General features: G+C 65.1%; 17 protein-coding genes. 8 read left to right on the forward strand and 9 right to left on the reverse strand.

The annotated features are described in order from the left end of the window. Positions 1-18 precede the first annotated feature (18 nt). The gene (locus tag OPU71_RS14380) at positions 19-2,484 is read right to left on the reverse strand and encodes an IPT/TIG domain-containing protein (protein ID WP_267728703.1); all 2,466 of its coding nucleotides are present in this window, start codon (positions 2,482-2,484) and stop codon (positions 19-21) included. Between the two features lie 153 nt (positions 2,485-2,637). Then, positions 2,638-3,186: an SRPBCC family protein gene (locus OPU71_RS14385; protein ID WP_267728704.1), complete on the reverse strand. Its 549-nt coding sequence runs from the start codon at positions 3,184-3,186 to the stop codon at positions 2,638-2,640. Positions 3,187-3,433: 247 nt separating this feature from the next. On the opposite strand from OPU71_RS14385, the gene ahcY reads away from it, so the two are divergent. Genes ahcY through metF form a run of 4 tightly spaced genes read left to right on the forward strand, consistent with a single transcriptional unit; the run spans position 3,434 to position 7,121 of the window. Next, a complete protein-coding gene (gene ahcY, locus OPU71_RS14390) occupies positions 3,434-4,843 on the forward strand; it encodes an adenosylhomocysteinase (protein WP_267728705.1) in 1,410 nt (469 codons plus the stop codon). Beyond that, a complete protein-coding gene (locus tag OPU71_RS14395) occupies positions 4,843-5,418 on the forward strand; it encodes a hypothetical protein (protein WP_267728706.1) in 576 nt (191 codons plus the stop codon). Before ahcY ends, OPU71_RS14395 begins: the two co-directional genes overlap by 1 nt. 9 nt (positions 5,419-5,427) lie before the next feature. Further along, positions 5,428-6,285: a TlyA family RNA methyltransferase gene (locus OPU71_RS14400; protein ID WP_324256069.1), complete on the forward strand. Its 858-nt coding sequence runs from the start codon at positions 5,428-5,430 to the stop codon at positions 6,283-6,285. Next, entirely contained in the window at positions 6,285-7,121 is an 837-nt protein-coding gene (gene metF / locus OPU71_RS14405; protein WP_267728708.1) for a methylenetetrahydrofolate reductase [NAD(P)H], read from the forward strand. Before OPU71_RS14400 ends, metF begins: the two co-directional genes overlap by 1 nt. Positions 7,122-7,145: 24 nt before the next feature. On the opposite strand, the gene OPU71_RS14410 is transcribed toward metF, so the two are convergent. From OPU71_RS14410 to OPU71_RS14440, 7 genes are all read right to left on the reverse strand, one after another. Beyond that, positions 7,146-7,727: a DUF924 family protein gene (locus tag OPU71_RS14410; RefSeq protein WP_267728709.1), complete on the reverse strand. Its 582-nt coding sequence runs from the start codon at positions 7,725-7,727 to the stop codon at positions 7,146-7,148. Further along, positions 7,724-8,212 carry a GFA family protein gene (locus tag OPU71_RS14415; RefSeq protein WP_267728710.1) on the reverse strand — a complete coding sequence of 163 codons (489 nt, stop codon included), beginning with the start codon at positions 8,210-8,212 and terminating at the stop codon, positions 7,724-7,726. The genes OPU71_RS14410 and OPU71_RS14415 overlap by 4 nt, the downstream gene beginning before the upstream one ends. 44 nt (positions 8,213-8,256) lie before the next feature. Continuing rightward, on the reverse strand, positions 8,257-9,306 hold the full coding sequence (locus tag OPU71_RS14420; protein ID WP_267728711.1) for an extracellular solute-binding protein: 1,050 nt from the start codon (positions 9,304-9,306) through the stop codon (positions 8,257-8,259). Between the two features lie 8 nt (positions 9,307-9,314). Next, positions 9,315-11,861 (reverse strand): DNA topoisomerase III, encoded by a 2,547-nt coding sequence (locus OPU71_RS14425; protein WP_267728712.1) that lies wholly within the window; start codon positions 11,859-11,861, stop codon positions 9,315-9,317. Positions 11,862-11,963: 102 nt separating this feature from the next. After that, positions 11,964-12,452 (reverse strand): DUF494 family protein, encoded by a 489-nt coding sequence (locus OPU71_RS14430; protein ID WP_267728713.1) that lies wholly within the window; start codon positions 12,450-12,452, stop codon positions 11,964-11,966. Between the two features lie 14 nt (positions 12,453-12,466). Beyond that, the gene (gene dprA, locus OPU71_RS14435) at positions 12,467-13,573 is read right to left on the reverse strand and encodes a DNA-processing protein DprA (protein ID WP_267728714.1); all 1,107 of its coding nucleotides are present in this window, start codon (positions 13,571-13,573) and stop codon (positions 12,467-12,469) included. After that, positions 13,570-14,595 (reverse strand): LysM peptidoglycan-binding domain-containing protein, encoded by a 1,026-nt coding sequence (locus OPU71_RS14440; RefSeq protein ID WP_267728715.1) that lies wholly within the window; start codon positions 14,593-14,595, stop codon positions 13,570-13,572. The genes dprA and OPU71_RS14440 overlap by 4 nt, the downstream gene beginning before the upstream one ends. 129 nt (positions 14,596-14,724) lie before the next feature. Between OPU71_RS14440 and def the strand changes: the two genes are divergently transcribed. The 4 genes from def (at position 14,725) to rsmB (ending at position 18,254) form a co-directional block, all read left to right on the forward strand. After that, positions 14,725-15,228: a peptide deformylase gene (gene def / locus OPU71_RS14445; RefSeq protein WP_267728716.1), complete on the forward strand. Its 504-nt coding sequence runs from the start codon at positions 14,725-14,727 to the stop codon at positions 15,226-15,228. Between the two features lie 66 nt (positions 15,229-15,294). Beyond that, complete coding sequence (fmt, locus tag OPU71_RS14450; RefSeq protein WP_267728717.1) at positions 15,295-16,230, forward strand: methionyl-tRNA formyltransferase; 936 nt, start codon at positions 15,295-15,297, stop codon at positions 16,228-16,230. A 73-nt stretch (positions 16,231-16,303) separates the two neighbouring features. Further along, the gene (locus OPU71_RS14455) at positions 16,304-16,753 is read left to right on the forward strand and encodes a DUF3293 domain-containing protein (RefSeq protein WP_267728718.1); all 450 of its coding nucleotides are present in this window, start codon (positions 16,304-16,306) and stop codon (positions 16,751-16,753) included. A 100-nt stretch (positions 16,754-16,853) separates the two neighbouring features. Then, the gene (gene rsmB / locus OPU71_RS14460) at positions 16,854-18,254 is read left to right on the forward strand and encodes a 16S rRNA (cytosine(967)-C(5))-methyltransferase RsmB (RefSeq protein ID WP_267728719.1); all 1,401 of its coding nucleotides are present in this window, start codon (positions 16,854-16,856) and stop codon (positions 18,252-18,254) included. Positions 18,255-18,257: the final 3 nt, after the last annotated feature.

Here is an 18,257-nt window from a genome sequence, read left to right on the forward strand (position 1 = left end):
CGGGTTTTGTGGCTTTGATCAGCGTGTCACCGATGTCACGCGCGCGTTGAAACCCGCCGACAGGCTGAATTCCCACTGCCCGCCGGCCGGGATGCCGTCCAGCGGCAATTCGGCTTGCCCACCAGTGAGGCGCAGCGCGAGCACCGTGGGCTGGCTGCCCAGGTGCCGCACCCGCAGCACCGGGTAGCGCGCCGCATCCCAGGCAAGCTTGAGGCGACCACCCGCCTCGCTCCAACTGACCTTGCCGGCATCGGCACTGGCGGTATCGCCCAGCGCCAGCGCTGCCGCACGCGGCGGTGCGTCCAAGGTCACCGGGAAGTTCTGCGTGCCGCGCAGCACCTCGATACGCGAAATCTCGCCCGGATTGGGCAGCGCAACATGGAAGTGCGCGAGGCCCGCTTCGCCGTCGGCCACCTTGACCGGGGTGAAGGGCACCTCGACCACCGCACCACTCACCGTCGTCACCCGCAGCGTGTGGTCGCCGCCCCCCGCGTAAGGCAGCGTCGCCATACGGGCGCCGGGCGGCGCAAGGCTGACCTTGCCGTCCTTGATGGCGCCGAACAGATCGATCATTTCCACCGGCTGTGCGAAGGGCTTGATCTGCGGATACGCAAAGCTTTGCAGGAAGGTCTGAACGCGGCCGTAGTTGTAGTCCGAGAACCACTCGCCGTCGCAATAACCCATCACGTCGTTCGCGCTGCTGGGGAAGTAGACAGCCTCCGGGCCAGCACTGCCGTTGCGGTCGCTGTCGAACTCATGCACCGGATACGGGCCAAGGCCACCGCTGCTGTAGGGGAAGTCGGTTTCGGCATCGGGCGGGTTGCCACAGGGCGCATGCCCGAGACTCATGTTGTGGCCGACTTCGTGGGTCATGGTGTCGAGCCAGGCGTTGGCCGCGAAGCGCGGCGCCCCCAGAGCCACCGAATCAAGCCCCACCGCCGAAATCCACGCGCTGTTGCCACCATTGGTGGGGCCGTTCTGGTAGGCCAGCCCCGAGGTGCCACCGTTGAAGCCCGGCGAGGGCACCAACCCGTAGTAATGGCGGCCGTTACCCTCGAGCTTTCTCAATTGATCAAGTTCCGACAGCGCTGCACTCCAGCTTCCGCTGACCGAACCGCTCACCGCGGTGGTGTTAAGGCGGAAGGGTGTGCGAACCGTGATATTGATGTCGGCCGCATCCAAAGGATAGGCGCGCGCAAACATCCGCCTGACCGTTTCGATATCCGGCGTGGCGCCGGTCGAATTGTTGGTAATCAGCGGCACCAGCACGAGCGTCAGATTAGTCGGCTGTCCCACGCCAGGCGTTTCGGTAATCGTTGCGCCGCTGTTGGCCGGCGAGCTGTTGGCCACGGTGACCGTCACCCGCAGTCCACTCTTCACGCAAGATGCCGGAATCTGCGCGCTGAAGGTGCCCGCCAGATCATCCGTGGCCGGCATGTTGAGCGGCAGTACCGATGGGCCGCTCAGCGTCAGGCTGGGGCTGGCCGCGCAGTTGCTGATCGTGGCGCTGACGCGCGGGCTCGCAATGCGCTGGCTGGCGCTGACGTAGGCGCGCAGCAGGGCCGCCTTGTCCGGCACCAGGAGTTGCCCGTTCGCGCCACTGGGCTGCGAGTAGGCCTGCGCCACATCCACCCGCACGATCGACACACCCGGCACGCTGCCGGCGGTGAGTGTAAAACTGCCGGCATTCACTGACTGGCCGCCGGGTGCCGACAAGAGCACCGCACCGCTGTTGGCCGGCACGGAGAAATCCAGCGTCGATGCCGTCTTGGCGATGATGGTGGCCGCGAGCCCACCGACCGAGACCGAGCTGACGGTATCCAGGCCCGCGCCCGTCACCCGCACGACACTACCCTCCGGCCCGCTGGTCGGGCTCATGCCCGTTGTGCTCACCAAGATAAACATCAATACAAAGGTTTGCGATACGGCGCGCGTGCTGCCGTTCGACAGAACCAGCTCCAGCGCGCCGCTGCTCGCCCCGCCAGGCACCGTGACCACCAGTTGCGTGCCGCTACGCGAATTGGGCGTCACCAGCACCCCACCCACCCGCACTTGCGTGACGTTCGCCAGGTTGGTGCCACTGAGCGTGAGCTGATCGCCCGGCCGCGCGCTGGCGGGCGAAACCGCGCTCACCTGCGGCAAGCCCAGTATCGTCAGCAGGGTCGGCGAACTGACGACGGCGGTGCCCGCCACTACGTCCACCGTGCCGCTCTCGGCGCCCGCCGGCACGATGAAGCTCAGGCGCGTACTGTCAATCGGCGCGAAGGCGATGCTTGCGCCGTTCAGACGCACATCGGTCACGCTGCCGAAGGATGTGCCAAGCACGGTGACGGTATCGCCCGGGAAGGCGAAGGACGGCGACAGGCCGCTCACCGTCACCGGATTCGTCGCGGGAGGGGGCGAGGTTCCCCCTCCGCCACCACCGCACGCGGCAAGCAAAGAAAGCGACAGCAAGACGAGCAGCGAGCGGAGGAAACGATTCATTCGACACATCCTGTGGCCGATACATGCGGCCAAAATTGAGCCCGGATTATGACAAAGGCTTCGTCCCGAAACCGTCGCCATGCCAGCAGCGAGCGGCCAAGGGCCGCATCAATTGCAAGGACTTATTGCGTGACAGCCGGTCCGATCCTGCGTTCAATGCGCGTTGCCACGCATCGCATGCTCGCGAATCAGCCGCACCGTATCTATATCGGCCGCACGGTAGGCAGACTTGATGTAGCCAGCGTATTCGGCGTCCGCAGCGCCTGCGCTTTCGTCGAAAGTCGTGGCGTAGGCAAAGCGCAGCACCAGCGCGCCCTCGATCGGGATTTCGATGCTGATCGTCAATTGCGCCGCCGCGCGCGCGCCATCGGCTTCCGACTCGAAGCGCAGGGCCTGCTGGTCCAGCAGGTGAACCGTGTCGCGCATGCGGAAGCTGCCGAAGTCCAGCGCCCGTTCCACCCGGGTGTTGCTGCGCGTGATGATTTCGCAGCCCACCAGCGAGGGCTGGAATACGCACGGATCTTCCACCCGCCACATGAGCCCGGCCCAGACCTGCGCGCGCGAAAGCGGCGCAACGAGGGCTTCACGGGGATCGTTGACGACGACGACATGTTCAAACTGCATGAAGATTCTCGATGGATTCCGGATGCCGAAGTCTCGCACACGCGCGCCACCCAAGCCGCCCGCGCGCGGGGTTTTCATTTGAATTCAGCAAGATAGCTTGGCAATCGGTGTGCGTCGTCTATAATCCAGAGTCTCCGAGGAGCGCTGCGAGAAGCGGGCATGGCCCGAATCCCAGGCTCGGACCCTGCCAAGGCGGATTCGCTGCCGCGGGCAAGAACTGCGCTCACCCTGTCCAACCCTCGCCGGGCTTGGGTAGCGTGAGCGAACCGGAACTTGCCGGTCACATCCCTGCTTCCCTCCCGGCCACACCGTTCAAGGAGTTCGTATGAACACTGTGGTCGATACCAAAGATTACGTCATCGCCGACCTGTCGCTCGCCGACTGGGGCCGCAAGGAAATCAAGATTGCCGAGGGCGAAATGCCCGGCCTGATGGCGATCCGCGAAGAGTACGCCGCTGCGCAGCCGCTCAAGGGCGCGCGCATCACCGGCAGTCTGCACATGACGATCCAGACCGCCGTGCTGATCGAGACGCTCACCGCACTGGGCGCCGAAGTGCGCTGGGCCTCGTGCAACATCTTCTCGACGCAGGACCATGCCGCCGCCGCGATCGCCGCGCAGGGCATCCCGGTCTTCGCGGTGAAGGGCGAAACCCTGGTCGATTACTGGGACTACACCCACCGTATCTTCGAATGGGCCGATGGCGGCTACTCGAACATGATCCTCGACGACGGCGGCGACGCCACGCTGCTGCTGCACCTGGGCGCGAAGGCCGAGAAGGATCTGTCGGTGATCGCCAAGCCGAGCTCGGAAGAAGAGACCATCCTCTTCGCCGCGATCAAGGCCAAGCTCGCGACCGACCCGACCTGGTACTCGACCCGCCTGGCGCAGATCAAGGGCGTCACCGAAGAGACCACCACCGGCGTGCATCGCCTGTACCAGATGCACCAGCGTGGCGACCTGAAGTTCCCGGCAATCAACGTCAACGATTCCGTCACCAAGTCGAAATTCGACAACCTCTACGGCTGCCGCGAATCGCTGGTCGACGGCATCAAGCGCGCCACAGACGTGATGGTCGCCGGCAAGATCGCCGTGGTTGCCGGCTACGGCGACGTGGGCAAGGGCTCGGCGCAGGCGCTGCGTGCGCTCTCCGCCCAGGTATGGGTCACCGAAATCGACCCGATCTGCGCGCTGCAGGCCGCGATGGAAGGCTACCGCGTGGTCACCATGGACTACGCCGCCGACAAGGCCGACATCTTCGTCACCACCACCGGCAATTTCCATGTGATCCAGCACGACCACATGGCCGCGATGAAGAACAACGCCATCGTCTGCAACATCGGCCACTTCGACAACGAGATCGACGTTGCCTCGCTCGAAAAGTACCAGTGGGAAGAGATCAAGCCGCAGGTCGATCATGTGATCTTCCCGGACGGCAAGCGGATCATCCTGCTGGCCAAGGGCCGCCTGGTGAACCTCGGCTGTGGCACCGGCCACCCGAGCTACGTGATGTCTTCAAGCTTCGCGAACCAGACCATCGCGCAGATCGAGCTATTCACGAAGACCGCCGACTACCCGGTGGGCGTCTACACGCTGCCCAAGCACCTCGACGAAAAAGTCGCACGCCTGCAGCTCAAGACCCTCAACGCCCAGCTGACGACGCTGCGCCCGGAACAGGCCGCCTACATCGGCGTGCCGGTCGAAGGCCCGTACAAGGCCGAGCACTACCGCTACTGATGCGCGCCCGCGTCGCCACCGGCGTCGCGCTCCTGCTGCTGGCTGCCTGTGGCGGCCCGCAGTGGGTGCGCTTGACGCCAGAGGAACAGCAGAAGCTCGCGACGCCCGGCATCCGGATCAACGCGATCGCAGAGCAAGCCACGCCCGTCGTGGCCGAGCTGCTCGCCCGCACGGAGGCCGAGGTGCTGGCCGCCGGGCGGCCCTTGAGCGATGCCGAACGCGAGCTCGCCCGCTCGCTGGGTGTTGCGGCACCGGAGAAGGTCCGCATCGAAGTGCGGCAGCGCTTCCCGATGCCGGAAGATCCACGGCTGCTTGAGATCGCGCGCGAGCTGGGCCTGATCTTTGGTACCGACGAGGAAGCCGGACGCACGCAGGGCTACGCGATTCTGGTCAAACCCGGTTTCACGGAATCGCGCCGCGTGATCTCGCACGAGTTAGTGCACGTCGCGCAGTACGAGCGCCTGGGTGGCGTTGCGCCTTACGCAAGGCAGTACCTGATCGAGATGCTGGCGCTGGGCTATGGCCGCTCGCCACTCGAACAGGAAGCCTACGCGCGGCAGATCACGGCACCCTGAGCGATGTCGATGAATTCCTTCCACGCGCGCAACAGCAAGCCGCGCGCCGCCCCCAGCAAACGCAGCGTCACTGCGCATGCCGGTACCCGCGCCGACCAGTTGCTGGTCGAACAGGGGCTCGCGGCGTCGCGCACGGCCGCGCAACGGCTGATCGCGGCGGGCCGCGTGAGCTGGCGTTCGCCGCAGGGTGAGCAGTGCGTGAGCAAACCGGCGGATTACTTGCCGGATAGCGCCGAGCTGATCGTTGCCGCGGATGCGGAGGATCGCTTCGTTTCGCGCGGCGGCCACAAGCTCGCTGGCGCGCTCGCCCAGAGCGGCGTCGCGGTTGCCGGACGTCGCTGCCTCGACCTGGGCCAAAGCACCGGCGGCTTCAGCGACTGCCTGTTGCAGGCGGGCGCGGCGCAGGTGGTCGGCGTGGAGGTCGGGCACGGCCAGTTGCACCCGCGCCTTGCGGGTGACGCGCGCGTCGTGACGCTGGAGCACCTCAACGCCCGGTCGCTCTCCACGGCGGATCTGGGCGAACACTTTCCGCAAGGCGGCTTCGATCTGGTCACCGGCGACCTGAGTTTCATCTCGCTGACCCTGATCCTGCCCGCCGCCACCGCACTGATGCACCCGCAGGCCGACCTGCTGATGCTGGTGAAACCGCAGTTCGAAGTGGGCCCACAAGGCCTTGCAAAAGGCGGCATCGTGCGTGACGTGGCGCTTTACCCGGAAGTCGAGGCCAGGATCCGCGCGGCCTGTGCCGACTGCGGCCTCAAAGTACAAGGCTGGTACGACTCGCCGATCACCGGCGGCGACGGTAACCGCGAATTTTTCGTCCATGCGCGCCGCGCAGTGGACACCCCCGAATCAGCAGGTCAGTGATGACAGACAAACCCACATTCAGCATTGAATTCTTCCCGCCCGCGACGCCCGAAGGCGTCGAAAAGCTACGCCTTGCGCGCGCCCAGCTGGCGCAGCTCAACCCGGCATTTTTCTCGGTCACCTACGGCGCCGGTGGCTCGACGCGCGACCGCACGCTCGAAATCGTGCGCGAGATCCAGGCCGAGGGCCTGCACGCGGCGCCGCACCTGTCGTGCATCGGCGCAACGAAAGAGAGCATCCGCGACCATCTGGCGGAGTTCCGCGAGATGGGCGTCACCCGGATCGTCGCGCTGCGCGGCGATCTGCCTTCCGGCATGGCCGACCCGGGCGAGTTCCGCTACGCCAACGAGCTAGTCGCCTTCATCCGCGCCGAAACGGGTGATGCCTTCCACATCGAGGTGGCCGGCTACCCCGAATTCCACCCGCAGGCGCGCAGCGCCACCGCCGACCTCGACGCCTTCGCAACCAAGGTGCGCGCCGGGGCCAATTCCGCGATCACGCAGTACTTCTACAACGCCGACGCCTACTTCCAGTTCGTGGATGAAGCCTGGGCCCGCGGCGTGGAGATCCCGATCGTGCCGGGCATCATGCCGATCGCCTCGTTCAGCAAGCTCGCGCGCTTCTCGGACGCCTGCGGGGCGGAGATCCCGCAGTGGATGCGCCGCCGTTTCGAGGCGCTCGGCGACGACACGGCGAGCGTGAAGGCCCTGGGCCTGGATATCGTGACCGAGCTGTGCGAGCGCCTGCTTGAAGGGGGCGCGCCAGGGCTCCACTTCTACACGCTCAACCAGGCCGGGCTGACAAGCACGATCTGGCAGCGCCTCGGGCTCGCCTGAGCCCGCCCGGGCGCCTATGCGGGCTCAGAAGCCCGCGCCGGGCTGGGCGAGATAGTGACGCTCCACCTCAGTCGTCGCTCGCCCGAGTTGGGCATTGCGGTGCGGAAAACGCCCGAAGCGAAGGATCACATCGCGGTGGCGCCGGGCGTAGTCCAGGTAAGGCGCAGCTTGCGGCCATTGCGCCGCGAGCAGCCCAAACAGCGTCACCGCGCGATCCTGATGGGCAACCGACTCGGCATGCTCGAACGGCAGGTAGGCAAACACGCGCATCGCAGGCGATAGGCGCTTGTCATCGCCGTCCGCCACCAGCGCTTCGGCCGCAGCCAGGGCCAGCCTGTCACCGGCAAAGGCACGCGCGGTATCGCGAAACACGTTACGGGTGAATTGGTCCAGCACAAGGATGTAGGCCAGCGCGCCTTCGGGTTCAGCCGCCCACTCGCGAAAGGCGCCGTCCAGCGCCCCCTCGATCACGGAACCGAAGCGGCGCGCAATCTGCGCATCAAAGCCGGCATCCTTGCTGAACCATTCCTTGCGCGCTTCGCCGTGCGCCGGGTCGTGCCGTGGCAGGAACCAGAAGTCGAGCACCGCATGCGCACAGAGGCTCATGCCTGCCCCTGCGCCGCGCGCACCGTCGCCAGGCCCGGCGCGGCATCGCCATAGGCCTTCTGCCAGCGCGCGTTGAGGGCGGCAAAGTCGGCCGCGCGCTCTTCGGGCAAGCCGTCCGGCACATGCCAGGTCGCAACCCGGGTTTCAATCGCGAAGTGGCTGACCGGGCGAATGCGATCTGGCTGATCAAAACTGCCGATCGAAAGATCCATGCGGGGCGAGTCATTGAAGTGAAAGCTCAAGGGCGTTCCGCATTGACCGCAGAAACCGCGCTCGGCAATGCGTGACGAGGCGTAGCGCTTGGGCAAGTCACCCAGCCATACAAGGTCGGCCACTGCAACGTTGATCCAGGGCGCGAAGACTGATCCAAAGGCCAGCTGACACATCCGGCAATGGCAGTAGTAGCCTTCTGCCTTGTCGAGTCGCACCCGGTAGCGGATCGCACCGCACAGGCAACCGCCTTCGAAATCGCCCGCATGCTCCATGCTTCAGCCCCTTCCGCGCCCTTGGCGCAAGATTGGTCCGTCGTTCAGCGCGCTTTTGCGTACCCCGCCATCAGGCGTTCCCAGTACAAGGCGCGGCGCGGATAGTCTTCCACCGGTTCAAGCCAGATCAGTTTGTCGTCGCGCCGGGCACCCTGCTCAGCGGCCCCGACGAGCGTGCTGGCAAGCCCCTGACGCACCGGCAGCTGCCCGCTTACCGCAGGGCTGAGCATGTAGTTGATCCACGCCTCGGCGAGCGCGCGATCGCGCCCACCACGGAGCACAGCCCAGCAATCAAGCCACGCCAGCGCGCCCTCGCGCGGAATCACGTAGCCGATATCGGCGCCGGCCTTGCGCAGCATCTGGACCTGTTGGTCGCCGTAGTTGGCATAAATCAGCGCGACTTCATTGCTGCGGAACGCCGCGACCACCTCCTCGGGCTGGCTGTAGAACAGCTGCACGTTGTCGCGCAAGCCTTGCAGACGGGCGACCGCACGCGAGAATTCCTTCTGGCTCAGCCGGAAGGGGTCAGGAAAACCCAGCGATAGCGCCGCCAGGCTGAAGTTATGGCTGCTGCCGTTGTAGGCCAGTACCTTGCCGCGGTACTGCGGATCCCACAGCGCGTTGAGCGAAGTCGGAGCCTTGGCGACAAGCTTGCGGTTGTAGATCAAGCCCATCGCCGAGTAGGTGTAGGGAATTGCGTAGCGTTCGCCCTTGCGGCTAGTCCCCGGAATGCTGCCCAGATCACGAAAGCGCGGCGCCTGATTGCGCATATTCGGAATGTTGGCCAGCCGCAAGGGATGCAGCAGACCGCCATCGATATAGCGCTGAAGCTCGGCAGTATTGGCGGCGATCACGTCAAACGCGCCGCCTTCCTTGATATGCGCACGATCCCAGAGCTCGTCGTCAGATCCGACGAAGCTGACCTCCACCTTGACCTTGAAGCGGTTCTCGAACGCCTCAACCAGATCCTTGTCGGCGTAGCCGGGCCAGGCCAGCACCCGCAAGGTGTCGGCCGCCGACACGGGCATCGATGGCAAGAGCGGCAAAAGCAGCCAGGCAAACAGCCAAGCCCAGCACCTCAGCCGCTTTGCCATATGCCCGCTCACTCGGCTTTCTTGCGCGTGCGCGCCTTGGGCTTGGCGGGCGCCTCATCGGACTCTGGCGCTTTCTTCGCAGCGGCCTTGGGTGCTTTGGGCGCTTTCTTCTCGAACTCGAAGCCCACTTTGCCGTCTGCCCCCTTGACGAGGAAGGCAGAGAACTTGCGCCGCGTGCGTGATGAGACAAAGTTCTTCAGCAGATCGGTGCGGCCCTCGGTCAGCAGCTTGTGCATCTGCGCCGGTTCGATTTCTTGCAGCAGGATCACTTTGCCGCTGCGGAAATCACACGACTTGCCGGGCCCGACCGATTTCTCACAGACGTAGGCCAAACCGTGGTCATACACGTTCGCCTGACACTTCGGACAAGCGCCAAGCGAGTCCTTGCCCGAGAAATCCACCGGCTCGGCCGCTTCGTCATCCTTGGGCTGGCCGAAGTCGAACTCAGGCTGCTTCTCATCGTTAAGTTTGATGATCGCGTTGAAGGGCCGCCCCATCTTGTTGCGAAAGCCCACCAGCGGCCCGACCGCGCCATCGGTCAGCAGGGTTTCGATCTCGGTCGGCTCGAACTGCCGCCCGGCGACGATTTTCCAGAGCGAGTAGTCACAATCGCTGCACTGGAACTTCTTGTAGGTTTCGCGGATCAGGCCACCACACTTCGGGCAGGGCGCGCGAAGAATGCCGAAGTCGCCCGGAATCGTGTCGCTGTCGTAGGTTTTCGCGCGCTCGACGATGTGCTTGGTCATCTCGGCGATTTCGCGCATGAAGTCGCTACGCGAAAGCTCGCCGCGTTCAATCCGGCCCAGCTTGTATTCCCACTCGCCGGTCAGTTCCGGCGAGGTAAGTTCTTCAACCCCCAGCCCCTTGAGCAGGGTGATCAAGGAGAAAGCCTTGGCCGTCGGGATCAGCTCGCGCCCTTCGCGCAGCATGTACTGCTCGGCGATCAGGTTCTCGATGATCTGTGCGCGGGTGGCTGGCGTACCAAGCCCGCGACCGCCCATCGCTTCGCGCAGCTCTTCGTCATCAACCAGCTTGCCAGCCCCTTCCATGGCAGAAAGCAACGTGGCTTCGTTGTAACGCGCCGGCGGTTTCGTTACGTTGGGCTTGACCAGTACATCGTCGGTCCGCACCACCTCACCCGGTTTCACCGGCGCGAGGGCCGGCGTCGCATCGTCCTTGTCCTCGGCGCTCGCCGCTTCCTTGCCCCAGATGGCCAGCCAGCCGGCATTGACCAGCACCTTGCCCTCGGTCTTGAAGGCTTCGCCCTCGACACGGGTGATGCGGGTCGTCACCAGGTATTCGGCTGCCGGATAGAACACCGACAGGAAGCGCTTGACGACCAGATCGTAGATCTTCGCCTCGGCTTCGGACAAAGACTTCGGCACCGCCCCGGTCGGGATGATGGCAAAGTGATCCGAGACCTTGGCGTTGTTGAAGATCCGCTTGTTCGGCTTGACCCAGCCTTGCTTGACGATCTGGTTTGCATACGGCGCATAACGGTCCGGCAAGCCCGCCAGCACCCCACCGACGGTAGCGATGTAGTCCTCGGGCAGGGCACGCGAATCGGTACGGGGATAGGTCAGCGCCTTGTGCTTCTCGTACAGCGCCTGCGCCAGTTGCAGCGTGGTGCGGGCGGAGAAGCCAAAGCGGCCGTTCGCCTCGCGCTGCAAGCTGGTAAGGTCGAACAGGAGCGGCGAGAGCTGCGTCGAGGGCTTGCTCTCCTCGTCAACCTTGCCGGGCTTGCCGTCGCACTTGGCGCGGATCGCCTCAGCTCGCGCCTTGTCCCACAGCCGGCTCGGCGTCGCGTGCTCGTCGTTCTCGTCCTTCTTGAACTTCTCGTCAAACCAGCGGCCCAGGTAGCCGCCCGCCGCGGCACCGAAGTGGCCCTCAAGCTCCCAGTAATCGCGCGAGACGAACTTGCGGATGCGCTCTTCGCGTTCGATCACCAGCGCCAGGGTTGGCGTCTGCACGCGGCCGACGGTGGTCAAGTGGAAGCCGCCGCTCTTCGAGTTGAAGGCAGTCATCGCGCGTGTGCCGTTGATGCCGATCAGCCAGTCGCTCTCGGCGCGGCTCATTGCCGCATGCGCCAGCCCGGCAAGGTCCGCGGCCGGGCGCAGACGCGAAAAACCGTCGCGAATCGCCGCCGGCGTCATCGACTGCAGCCAGAGTCGCTGGGTAGGCTTGTCGGTCTTCGCGTGCTGAGCAATGTAGTTGAAGATCAGTTCGCCCTCACGCCCCGCGTCACAGGCATTGACCAGGCCGCTGACATCCTTGCGCTTGATCAGTTTGGTCAGCAGCTTGAGCCGATCGGCGGTCTTCTCGATCGGGTTCAAGGCGAAGTGCGGCGGGATCATCGGAAGATGCGCGAAGCTCCACTTGCCGCGCTTGACCTCGTACTCCTCAGGCACTGCCAGCTCAAGGAGGTGGCCGATGGCCGAGGACAGGACGTACTGCTCCGACTCGAAGTAGTCGCCCTCGCGGGTAAAACCACCCAGCACGCGCGCAATGTCCTGCGCCACGGAGGGCTTTTCGGCAATGATTAGTAGCTTGCTCATCTTGGGTCGATTACGGCAACGGCCGCCGCGTCTTGACGACTCTGACGGCCGGCCTGAATGGGATGGGGTCGCACGCGTTTGCAAGCGGCGACCATGTATGTCCTAGTGCAGCTGTTCGGCCCCGTCGCCGTTGTCGCTCCATGTTGGCTCCTCGGCATTTGACAGCAGCTCTTCCATGATCAGCGCATCCACGTTGTCCTGCTGCTGCCAGAGCACCATGAGCACAATGACCTTGAGCTTGGCCAGCGTCAGCTCGACCCCCGGCATCGCCATCGCACGCTCGATGATCCGCTCGCGCCCAAGCGGATCAAGCACGCCAGACGCCTCAAGGAAGGTAATGAAGCCGCGGCATTCGGTATCGAGCCGCGCCAACTCCGGCCCTGCATAAACGCGGCAGGAGCGGTTACCACGCTCAATGCGTGGCGAATCGCTCCCGGCCACCCGCTGCAAGCCCGACAGCCACTCGATCGCCGAGTCGATCTCTTCCGCCTCGAAACCCGCGGCGCTGAGCTTGCGCGCGAGCTGTTCCGGCTCGGGGCAGGCCTCAGGGTAACCATAGCTTTCAAAGACATAAACAAGGATATCGATCATCACGGGGCCACAAGTCATTGCAGGCGCTGGAAGCGTCCGCCGGGCAGTCGCGCGACCCGACCGGCCAGTTCCAGCTCCAACAGAATGGCGAAGAGGGCATCAGGCGTCAACTTGCTGCGGGTGCACAAGGTATCCGCATCGACCGGATCGAAGCCCAGCGCGGCCAGCAAGTCCGCTTCCGCCCCCGACGCTGGCGGGGGCGCCTGCACGGCCTCGGCACGCCCAAGCGGCGCCGGGACCGACACCTGCCAGCGAAGCTCTTCCAGCACGTCATGCGCCGACTCGACGAGCTTGGCGCCTTGCTTGATCAATTGATGACAGCCTTTGGACAAGGGCGAATGAATCGAACCGGGAATGGCAAGAACCTCTCGCCCCAACTCGCCGGCCAGACGCGCGGTGATCAAAGATCCGCTGGCAGGCGCTGCTTCAACCACCAGCACCCCTTGCGCGAGACCCGCGATCAGGCGATTGCGCTTCGGAAAGTTGTGCGCGACCGAGGGCGTGCCGAGCGGAAACTCGCTGACGATGGCACCGCTTTCGGCGATACGCCGGGCGAGGGAAGCATTGCGGGCGGGATAGATCCGGTCGGCCCCGGTGCCGATGAAGGCAAGCGTCCCGCCGACGCCATCGAGTCCGCCCCGATGTGCCGCCGCATCAATACCGAGCGCCAAACCGCTCACGATCAGCAAGCCGGCAGCCGACAGGGCGCGCGAAAACGCCTCGGCGTTCTCTAGCCCTTGGGCGCTTGCGTGGCGACTGCCCACGACCGCAAGCGCCGGCCGCGACAACAGTTCGACCCGGCCTTTTACATACAGCAACAGCGGCGGATCTGCCGTCTGCAACAGCGTTGGCGGATACTCAGGATCGCCAAGCGTCACGATCGCATTGCCGGGCTCGCCGCGCCAGGCCAGCCCTTGCGCGATCGCTTCCGCGTTGTCGGCATCGAACAGCTTTGCCGCAACGGCATCGCCCACCACCGCCGCGACAGCGCGGCGACCCGACGCAAAAACGGCCTCCGGAAGTCCGAAGGCCGCTAAGAGTGATCGCTGTTTCTCAGGCCCAACGCCGGGTGCGAGCGTCAGGCGAAGCCAAGCAGCGAGCTCGGCATCCGATTCGGTCAAGGCTGGCGGACTTCGTCCGTGATCTTGACCGGACCATCGCTCTCAACCACCAGACCATAGGCGACACGATCAAACACGCGGAAGACAAAGAGGAATCCGATCCGTTCGTCCGGCAGCTTGATGACTTCCTTGCTGCCGTCCATGTCGTATTTTGCATTCGGTCGCGTGCGGTAGATCGCCAGCACATGGCCCGGCTCGAGCCCCGCAGCACGGCCGACAGAAATCGTGACCACGCCGAACTTTCCGGTCGACTCAAGTCCGTCCGGAATCTTGACGATGCGCCCGCTCACGGCACCGCTCGGCGCATGGGGCGCGAGCGAGAAGAATTCGGCCTTGGTCGCCGGCAGCATCCGGTCCCCCACATGAACCTCGTGCTGGACCGACGTGATTTCCATGGTTGCCAGCTCGCCTTCCTGACTCACACGTGCGGTGCCCAGATCAGCCGCCTCATAGCCAAGCAGCTCGTTCGTCACCGGATCCTTGACGGGCTGGGCACGGCGGTAGATCTGCCAGTTGCTGACGCCAGCGGTCACACCGCGCGCAAACACGGTATTGCCCGGGCCATTGAGCAAGCGTGCATCACTCGCAACGATGGTCGCGCTGCCGGCCAGGTCCTTGTCCGAAATAAATAGCGGCCGGGTCAGGAAGCGTTCGATCCGGCTCAGAGGGACGCTCGGAATCGGGCTCAGATCCTCCGCCCGCACCTGCGGCGAGAGCTTCTCGGTACCACCGCCACCCGGCGGCGTCGTGCTCAGATACGGGCCCGAACGGTCAAGATAAATGGTCTGACCCGGATAGATCCAGTGCGGATCCTTGATCTGCTCGCGGTTCATGCGCCACACCTGCGGCCACAGCCACGGATGCTTGAGGAACTTGCCGGAGATATCCCACAGCGTGTCACCCTTGACGACGACGTAGGAGTCGGGAGCGTTTTCTGCCAGCTTGACCGTGTCAGCGACAGCCGATGCCGAAGCAAACGACAGTCCCAGAGTCAGGGCCAGCACGGATATAATGCGGAACATGAATGTGCCTCGGTGATGTTGAGCCATGGCGGGCGAGAGCCCAAGCAACCTTCAAACGGTGCTTTAGCACACGGGCATCGAGATTTCACTTCAGATTCTGCACATAGTCACTTCATCCAGCAAGCATTTATGGCGCTACTGCCCATCCTCCGATATCCCGACCCGCGTCTCCATACCGTTGCGACACCGGTCACCGAGTTCAACGATGCACTCCGCGAACTGGTGCGCGACATGGCCGAAACAATGTACGAAGCGCCAGGCGTCGGCCTCGCGGCAACACAGGTCAACGTGCATAAACGCCTTGTCGTGATTGACGTGAGCGAGGACAAGTCCGCGCTGCGTGCCTTCATCAACCCGGAAATCGTCGCGCGCGCTGGCGAACAGATGTGCGAAGAGGGCTGCCTCTCGGTGCCGGGCATTTACGAGCGCGTGTCGCGTGCTGAGCGCGTGACGGTCCGCGCGTTCGACGAGCACGGAAAGCCGTTTGAACTCGATGCCGAAGGCTTGCTCGCCGTCTGCATCCAGCACGAAATCGATCACCTTGATGGCAAGGTGTTCGTTGAATACCTCTCCAGCTTCAAGCTGAACCGGATCAAGACCAAGCTCGCCAAGAAGGCGCGCATCACGGCTTGAGCGCCCTCGAATCTGCGGCCTTCAGGCCGCAGATTTCCGTGTCACGACCTTGCCCCAGAGTGCCCCATGCGCGTTGCCTTCGCCGGAACTCCCGAATTTGCAGCCGAAGCCCTGCGGGCAATCCTTGCCGCTGGCTACGACGTGCCCTTGGTACTGACCCAGCCTGACCGGCCTGCCGGCCGCGGCATGCAGTTGATGCCCAGCCCGGTCAAGCAACTCGCACTCAAGCACGGGATTCCGGTCGATCAGCCGGAAAAGCTGCGCACGCCAGAGCAGCAAGCAGCCCTGCACGCGGCAAAAGCCGACGTGATCGTGGTGGCCGCCTACGGCCTGATCCTGCCGCAAGCCGTACTCGATCTGCCGCGTTTTGGCTGTATCAACATCCATGCCTCGCTACTGCCGCGCTGGCGAGGTGCGGCGCCAATCCACCGCGCCATAGAAGCGGGCGACGCGCAGACCGGCATCACGATCATGCAGATGGACGCCGGCCTCGACACCGGTGACATGCTATTGCGACGCGGCATTGCGATCAGTGAAGACGACACCACGGCCAGTCTGCACGACAAGCTCGCCGTGCTCGGCGGGGAACTGGTAGTCGAGGCGCTGCCGCGCATCGCGCTGTGCGAAATCGCGCCGGCACCGCAACCTGCCGATGGCGTGACCTACGCGAACAAGATCGCCAAGCAGGAGGCCGCGCTCGATTTTCGTGAGCCCGCCAGCTTGCTGGCCCGTCGCCTGCGAGCCTTCGATCCCTTCCCAGGGGGGCTGGCGACGCTGGACGGCGTGGCGATCAAGCTTTGGAAGGGCGTCGCGGAAGATGGCCAGGGCGCACCCGGCACCATCATGCAGGCAGACGAGCACGGCGTCGTCGTGGCCTGCGGCATTGGGCAACTGCGCCTGCTGACGCTGCAGAAACCCGGCGGCAAGCGCCTGGCAGCGGCTGACTTCCTGCGTGGCCATCCGCTGCAAGCGGGCCAGCAGTTCGCGCTGCCAAGCGCCTGATTGCAACGGGGCATGATCCGCGCAGCCGCCGCGTGCCCACGCAACTACTCAGGCGACGCGGCGGCTTGACGTGATGTCGCCCCGCTTGCCAGCCGATGAGCCAGCGACCACTTTACCCGCTGCGCTGATCGCGGCCTATCGCGCGACCCGCTACATTGTTCAGACCGAAGCACCGCTGACGCTGCGGATCAACCAGCCAGAAACGGCGCTGGCGGCTTTGCTCGGATCGCACGCGGTTGCCGAGGCGGCGATCGTGAGCGCCGCGAATCCGGGCAGCCAGCCGTTGCCCGATAGGGAAAACGCCGCCCGCCACCGCGCCCTCCAAGCCGCGGTCGCACAGCTACGCCTCGCCGCCCTTCCGACACGGCATGTCGCGGATGCGGGCGATTGGCCGGATGAATCGGGCCTGCTGGTGCTTGGGGCCAATTTGGAGGCCGCCAGCGCACTGGGGCGGCGTTTCGGCCAGAACGCGATCGTCTCGATCGCTGCCGACAACACGCCACGGCTGCATCTGTTGCGCTGAAGCGGCGCGCAGGCAAAGCCCGCTGCGGCTTGCGCCAAGCCGCCCAAACGGGTAAACGTCATATCCGAACTTCTTACCGGGCCGCCAAGGGCCTTGCCCCATGTCCAGCTTTCGACCCCGCCCCGGCGCCCGCCCTGCTGCGCGCCATGAACCATCGAGCTCGTCGCGCCCCACCCGGCCAGCGCGCGCGCCTGAACTGCCGCCACTGCCCGCGGACTCGCTCGCCCGGGCGATGTGGGTGGCCGCGGAAGCGATTGCCCATGTGCGCGATGGCTATGCGCTGAACGACGGGCTAGCGGGCCTGTGGGCCGCCCACCCCGATCTGCCGCCTTCCACCCGTGGCGCGGCGCAGGATCTGATCTACGGCACCTTGCGCGACTACGGCCGCGGCGATGCGATGCTGGCGCGCCTGCTACGCCAGCCGCTGACTGAACCGACCATCGACGCACTGCTGCGGGTGGCCCTGCATCGGCTTGAAGTGCGACCGGATACCGCCCATACGGTGGTCGACCAGGCAGTCGAAGTCTCCGCGCGGGTGGCCCGCGGCGGACTCAAAGGCCTGGTGAATGCGGTGCTGCGCAACGCAATGCGGCAACGCGACACCCTCGCAAGCGCACTGGCGCGCAATCCGGAAACCCACTTCCGCCACCCGCTGTGGTGGATCGAGCGCCTCAAACGCAACATGCCGCAGGGCTGGGAGGCGGCGCTGGAGGCAGCCAATCAGCACCCACCCATGACGCTACGGATCAACCCGCGCCGCGGCGATCCCGCCGAAACCCTGGCGCAGCTTGTCGCCGCCGGCCATCACGGCAGCGCGCCGGGGCCGCTGGCCTGGCGGCTCGACCAGCCGGTGCCGATTGCAAGCATTCCGGGCTTCGCGGAAGGGCGCTTGTCGGTGCAGGACTGGGGCGCGCAGCAGGCCGCGCCCTTGCTGGATGTTCAGCCCGGCATGCGGGTGCTCGACGCGTGCGCGGCCCCCGGCGGAAAGACCGCTCATCTGCTTGAACTGAGCGACTGCCACCTGACGGCCATAGATCCCGATCCGCGCCGCCTGCAACGGATTGTCAGCAACCTTGGGCGCCTCGGCCTTGAAGCCGACGTGCGCGGCGGCGACGCCCGCGAAAGCCGCTTCTGGTGGGACGGCACCCCCTTCGACCGCATCCTTGCCGATGTGCCGTGTTCCGCCTCGGGCGTGGCGCGCCGCCACCCGGACATCAAATGGTTGCGCAGAGCCGACGATATCGGCAATTTCGCCACAATCCAGCGCGAGATTCTGGACGCGCTCTGGCCGCTCCTGGCGCCGGGCGGCAAAATGCTCTACGTGACCTGCTCGATGTTCCCGGAAGAGAACAGCCTTCAAGTGGCACGGTTCGCCTCAAGGCATGGCGACTGCAAGCGCGTCGCAATCGATTCCTCACCCGATGCCGCGCTCGAAAAGACGCTGCTGCCCAGCCCGGAACATGACGGTTTCTTCTTTGCGCTCCTCGAAAAACTGGCCTGACGG

The organism is Niveibacterium sp. 24ML, assembly GCF_026586805.1.
Taxonomy (GTDB): Bacteria; Pseudomonadota; Gammaproteobacteria; order Burkholderiales; family Rhodocyclaceae; genus Niveibacterium.

Coding starts and splice junctions, on each gene's coding strand:
- OPU71_RS14410 (WP_267728709.1), bottom strand. CDS start 7,727: ATGAGCCTCTGTGCGCATGCGGTGCTCGACTTCTGGTTCCTGCCACGG.
- OPU71_RS14420 (WP_267728711.1), bottom strand. CDS start 9,306: ATGGCAAAGCGGCTGAGGTGCTGGGCTTGGCTGTTTGCCTGGCTGCTT.
- OPU71_RS14425 (WP_267728712.1), bottom strand. CDS start 11,861: ATGAGCAAGCTACTAATCATTGCCGAAAAGCCCTCCGTGGCGCAGGAC.
- OPU71_RS14430 (WP_267728713.1), bottom strand. CDS start 12,452: ATGATCGATATCCTTGTTTATGTCTTTGAAAGCTATGGTTACCCTGAG.
- fmt (WP_267728717.1), top strand. CDS start 15,295: ATGCGCGTTGCCTTCGCCGGAACTCCCGAATTTGCAGCCGAAGCCCTG.
- OPU71_RS14380 (WP_267728703.1), bottom strand. CDS start 2,484: ATGAATCGTTTCCTCCGCTCGCTGCTCGTCTTGCTGTCGCTTTCTTTG.
- rsmB (WP_267728719.1), top strand. CDS start 16,854: ATGTCCAGCTTTCGACCCCGCCCCGGCGCCCGCCCTGCTGCGCGCCAT.
- OPU71_RS14385 (WP_267728704.1), bottom strand. CDS start 3,186: ATGAAAACCCCGCGCGCGGGCGGCTTGGGTGGCGCGCGTGTGCGAGAC.
- metF (WP_267728708.1), top strand. CDS start 6,285: ATGACAGACAAACCCACATTCAGCATTGAATTCTTCCCGCCCGCGACG.
- ahcY (WP_267728705.1), top strand. CDS start 3,434: ATGAACACTGTGGTCGATACCAAAGATTACGTCATCGCCGACCTGTCG.
- OPU71_RS14440 (WP_267728715.1), bottom strand. CDS start 14,595: ATGTTCCGCATTATATCCGTGCTGGCCCTGACTCTGGGACTGTCGTTT.
- OPU71_RS14415 (WP_267728710.1), bottom strand. CDS start 8,212: ATGGAGCATGCGGGCGATTTCGAAGGCGGTTGCCTGTGCGGTGCGATC.
- OPU71_RS14400 (WP_324256069.1), top strand. CDS start 5,428: ATGAATTCCTTCCACGCGCGCAACAGCAAGCCGCGCGCCGCCCCCAGC.
- OPU71_RS14455 (WP_267728718.1), top strand. CDS start 16,304: ATGTCGCCCCGCTTGCCAGCCGATGAGCCAGCGACCACTTTACCCGCT.
- def (WP_267728716.1), top strand. CDS start 14,725: ATGGCGCTACTGCCCATCCTCCGATATCCCGACCCGCGTCTCCATACC.
- OPU71_RS14395 (WP_267728706.1), top strand. CDS start 4,843: ATGCGCGCCCGCGTCGCCACCGGCGTCGCGCTCCTGCTGCTGGCTGCC.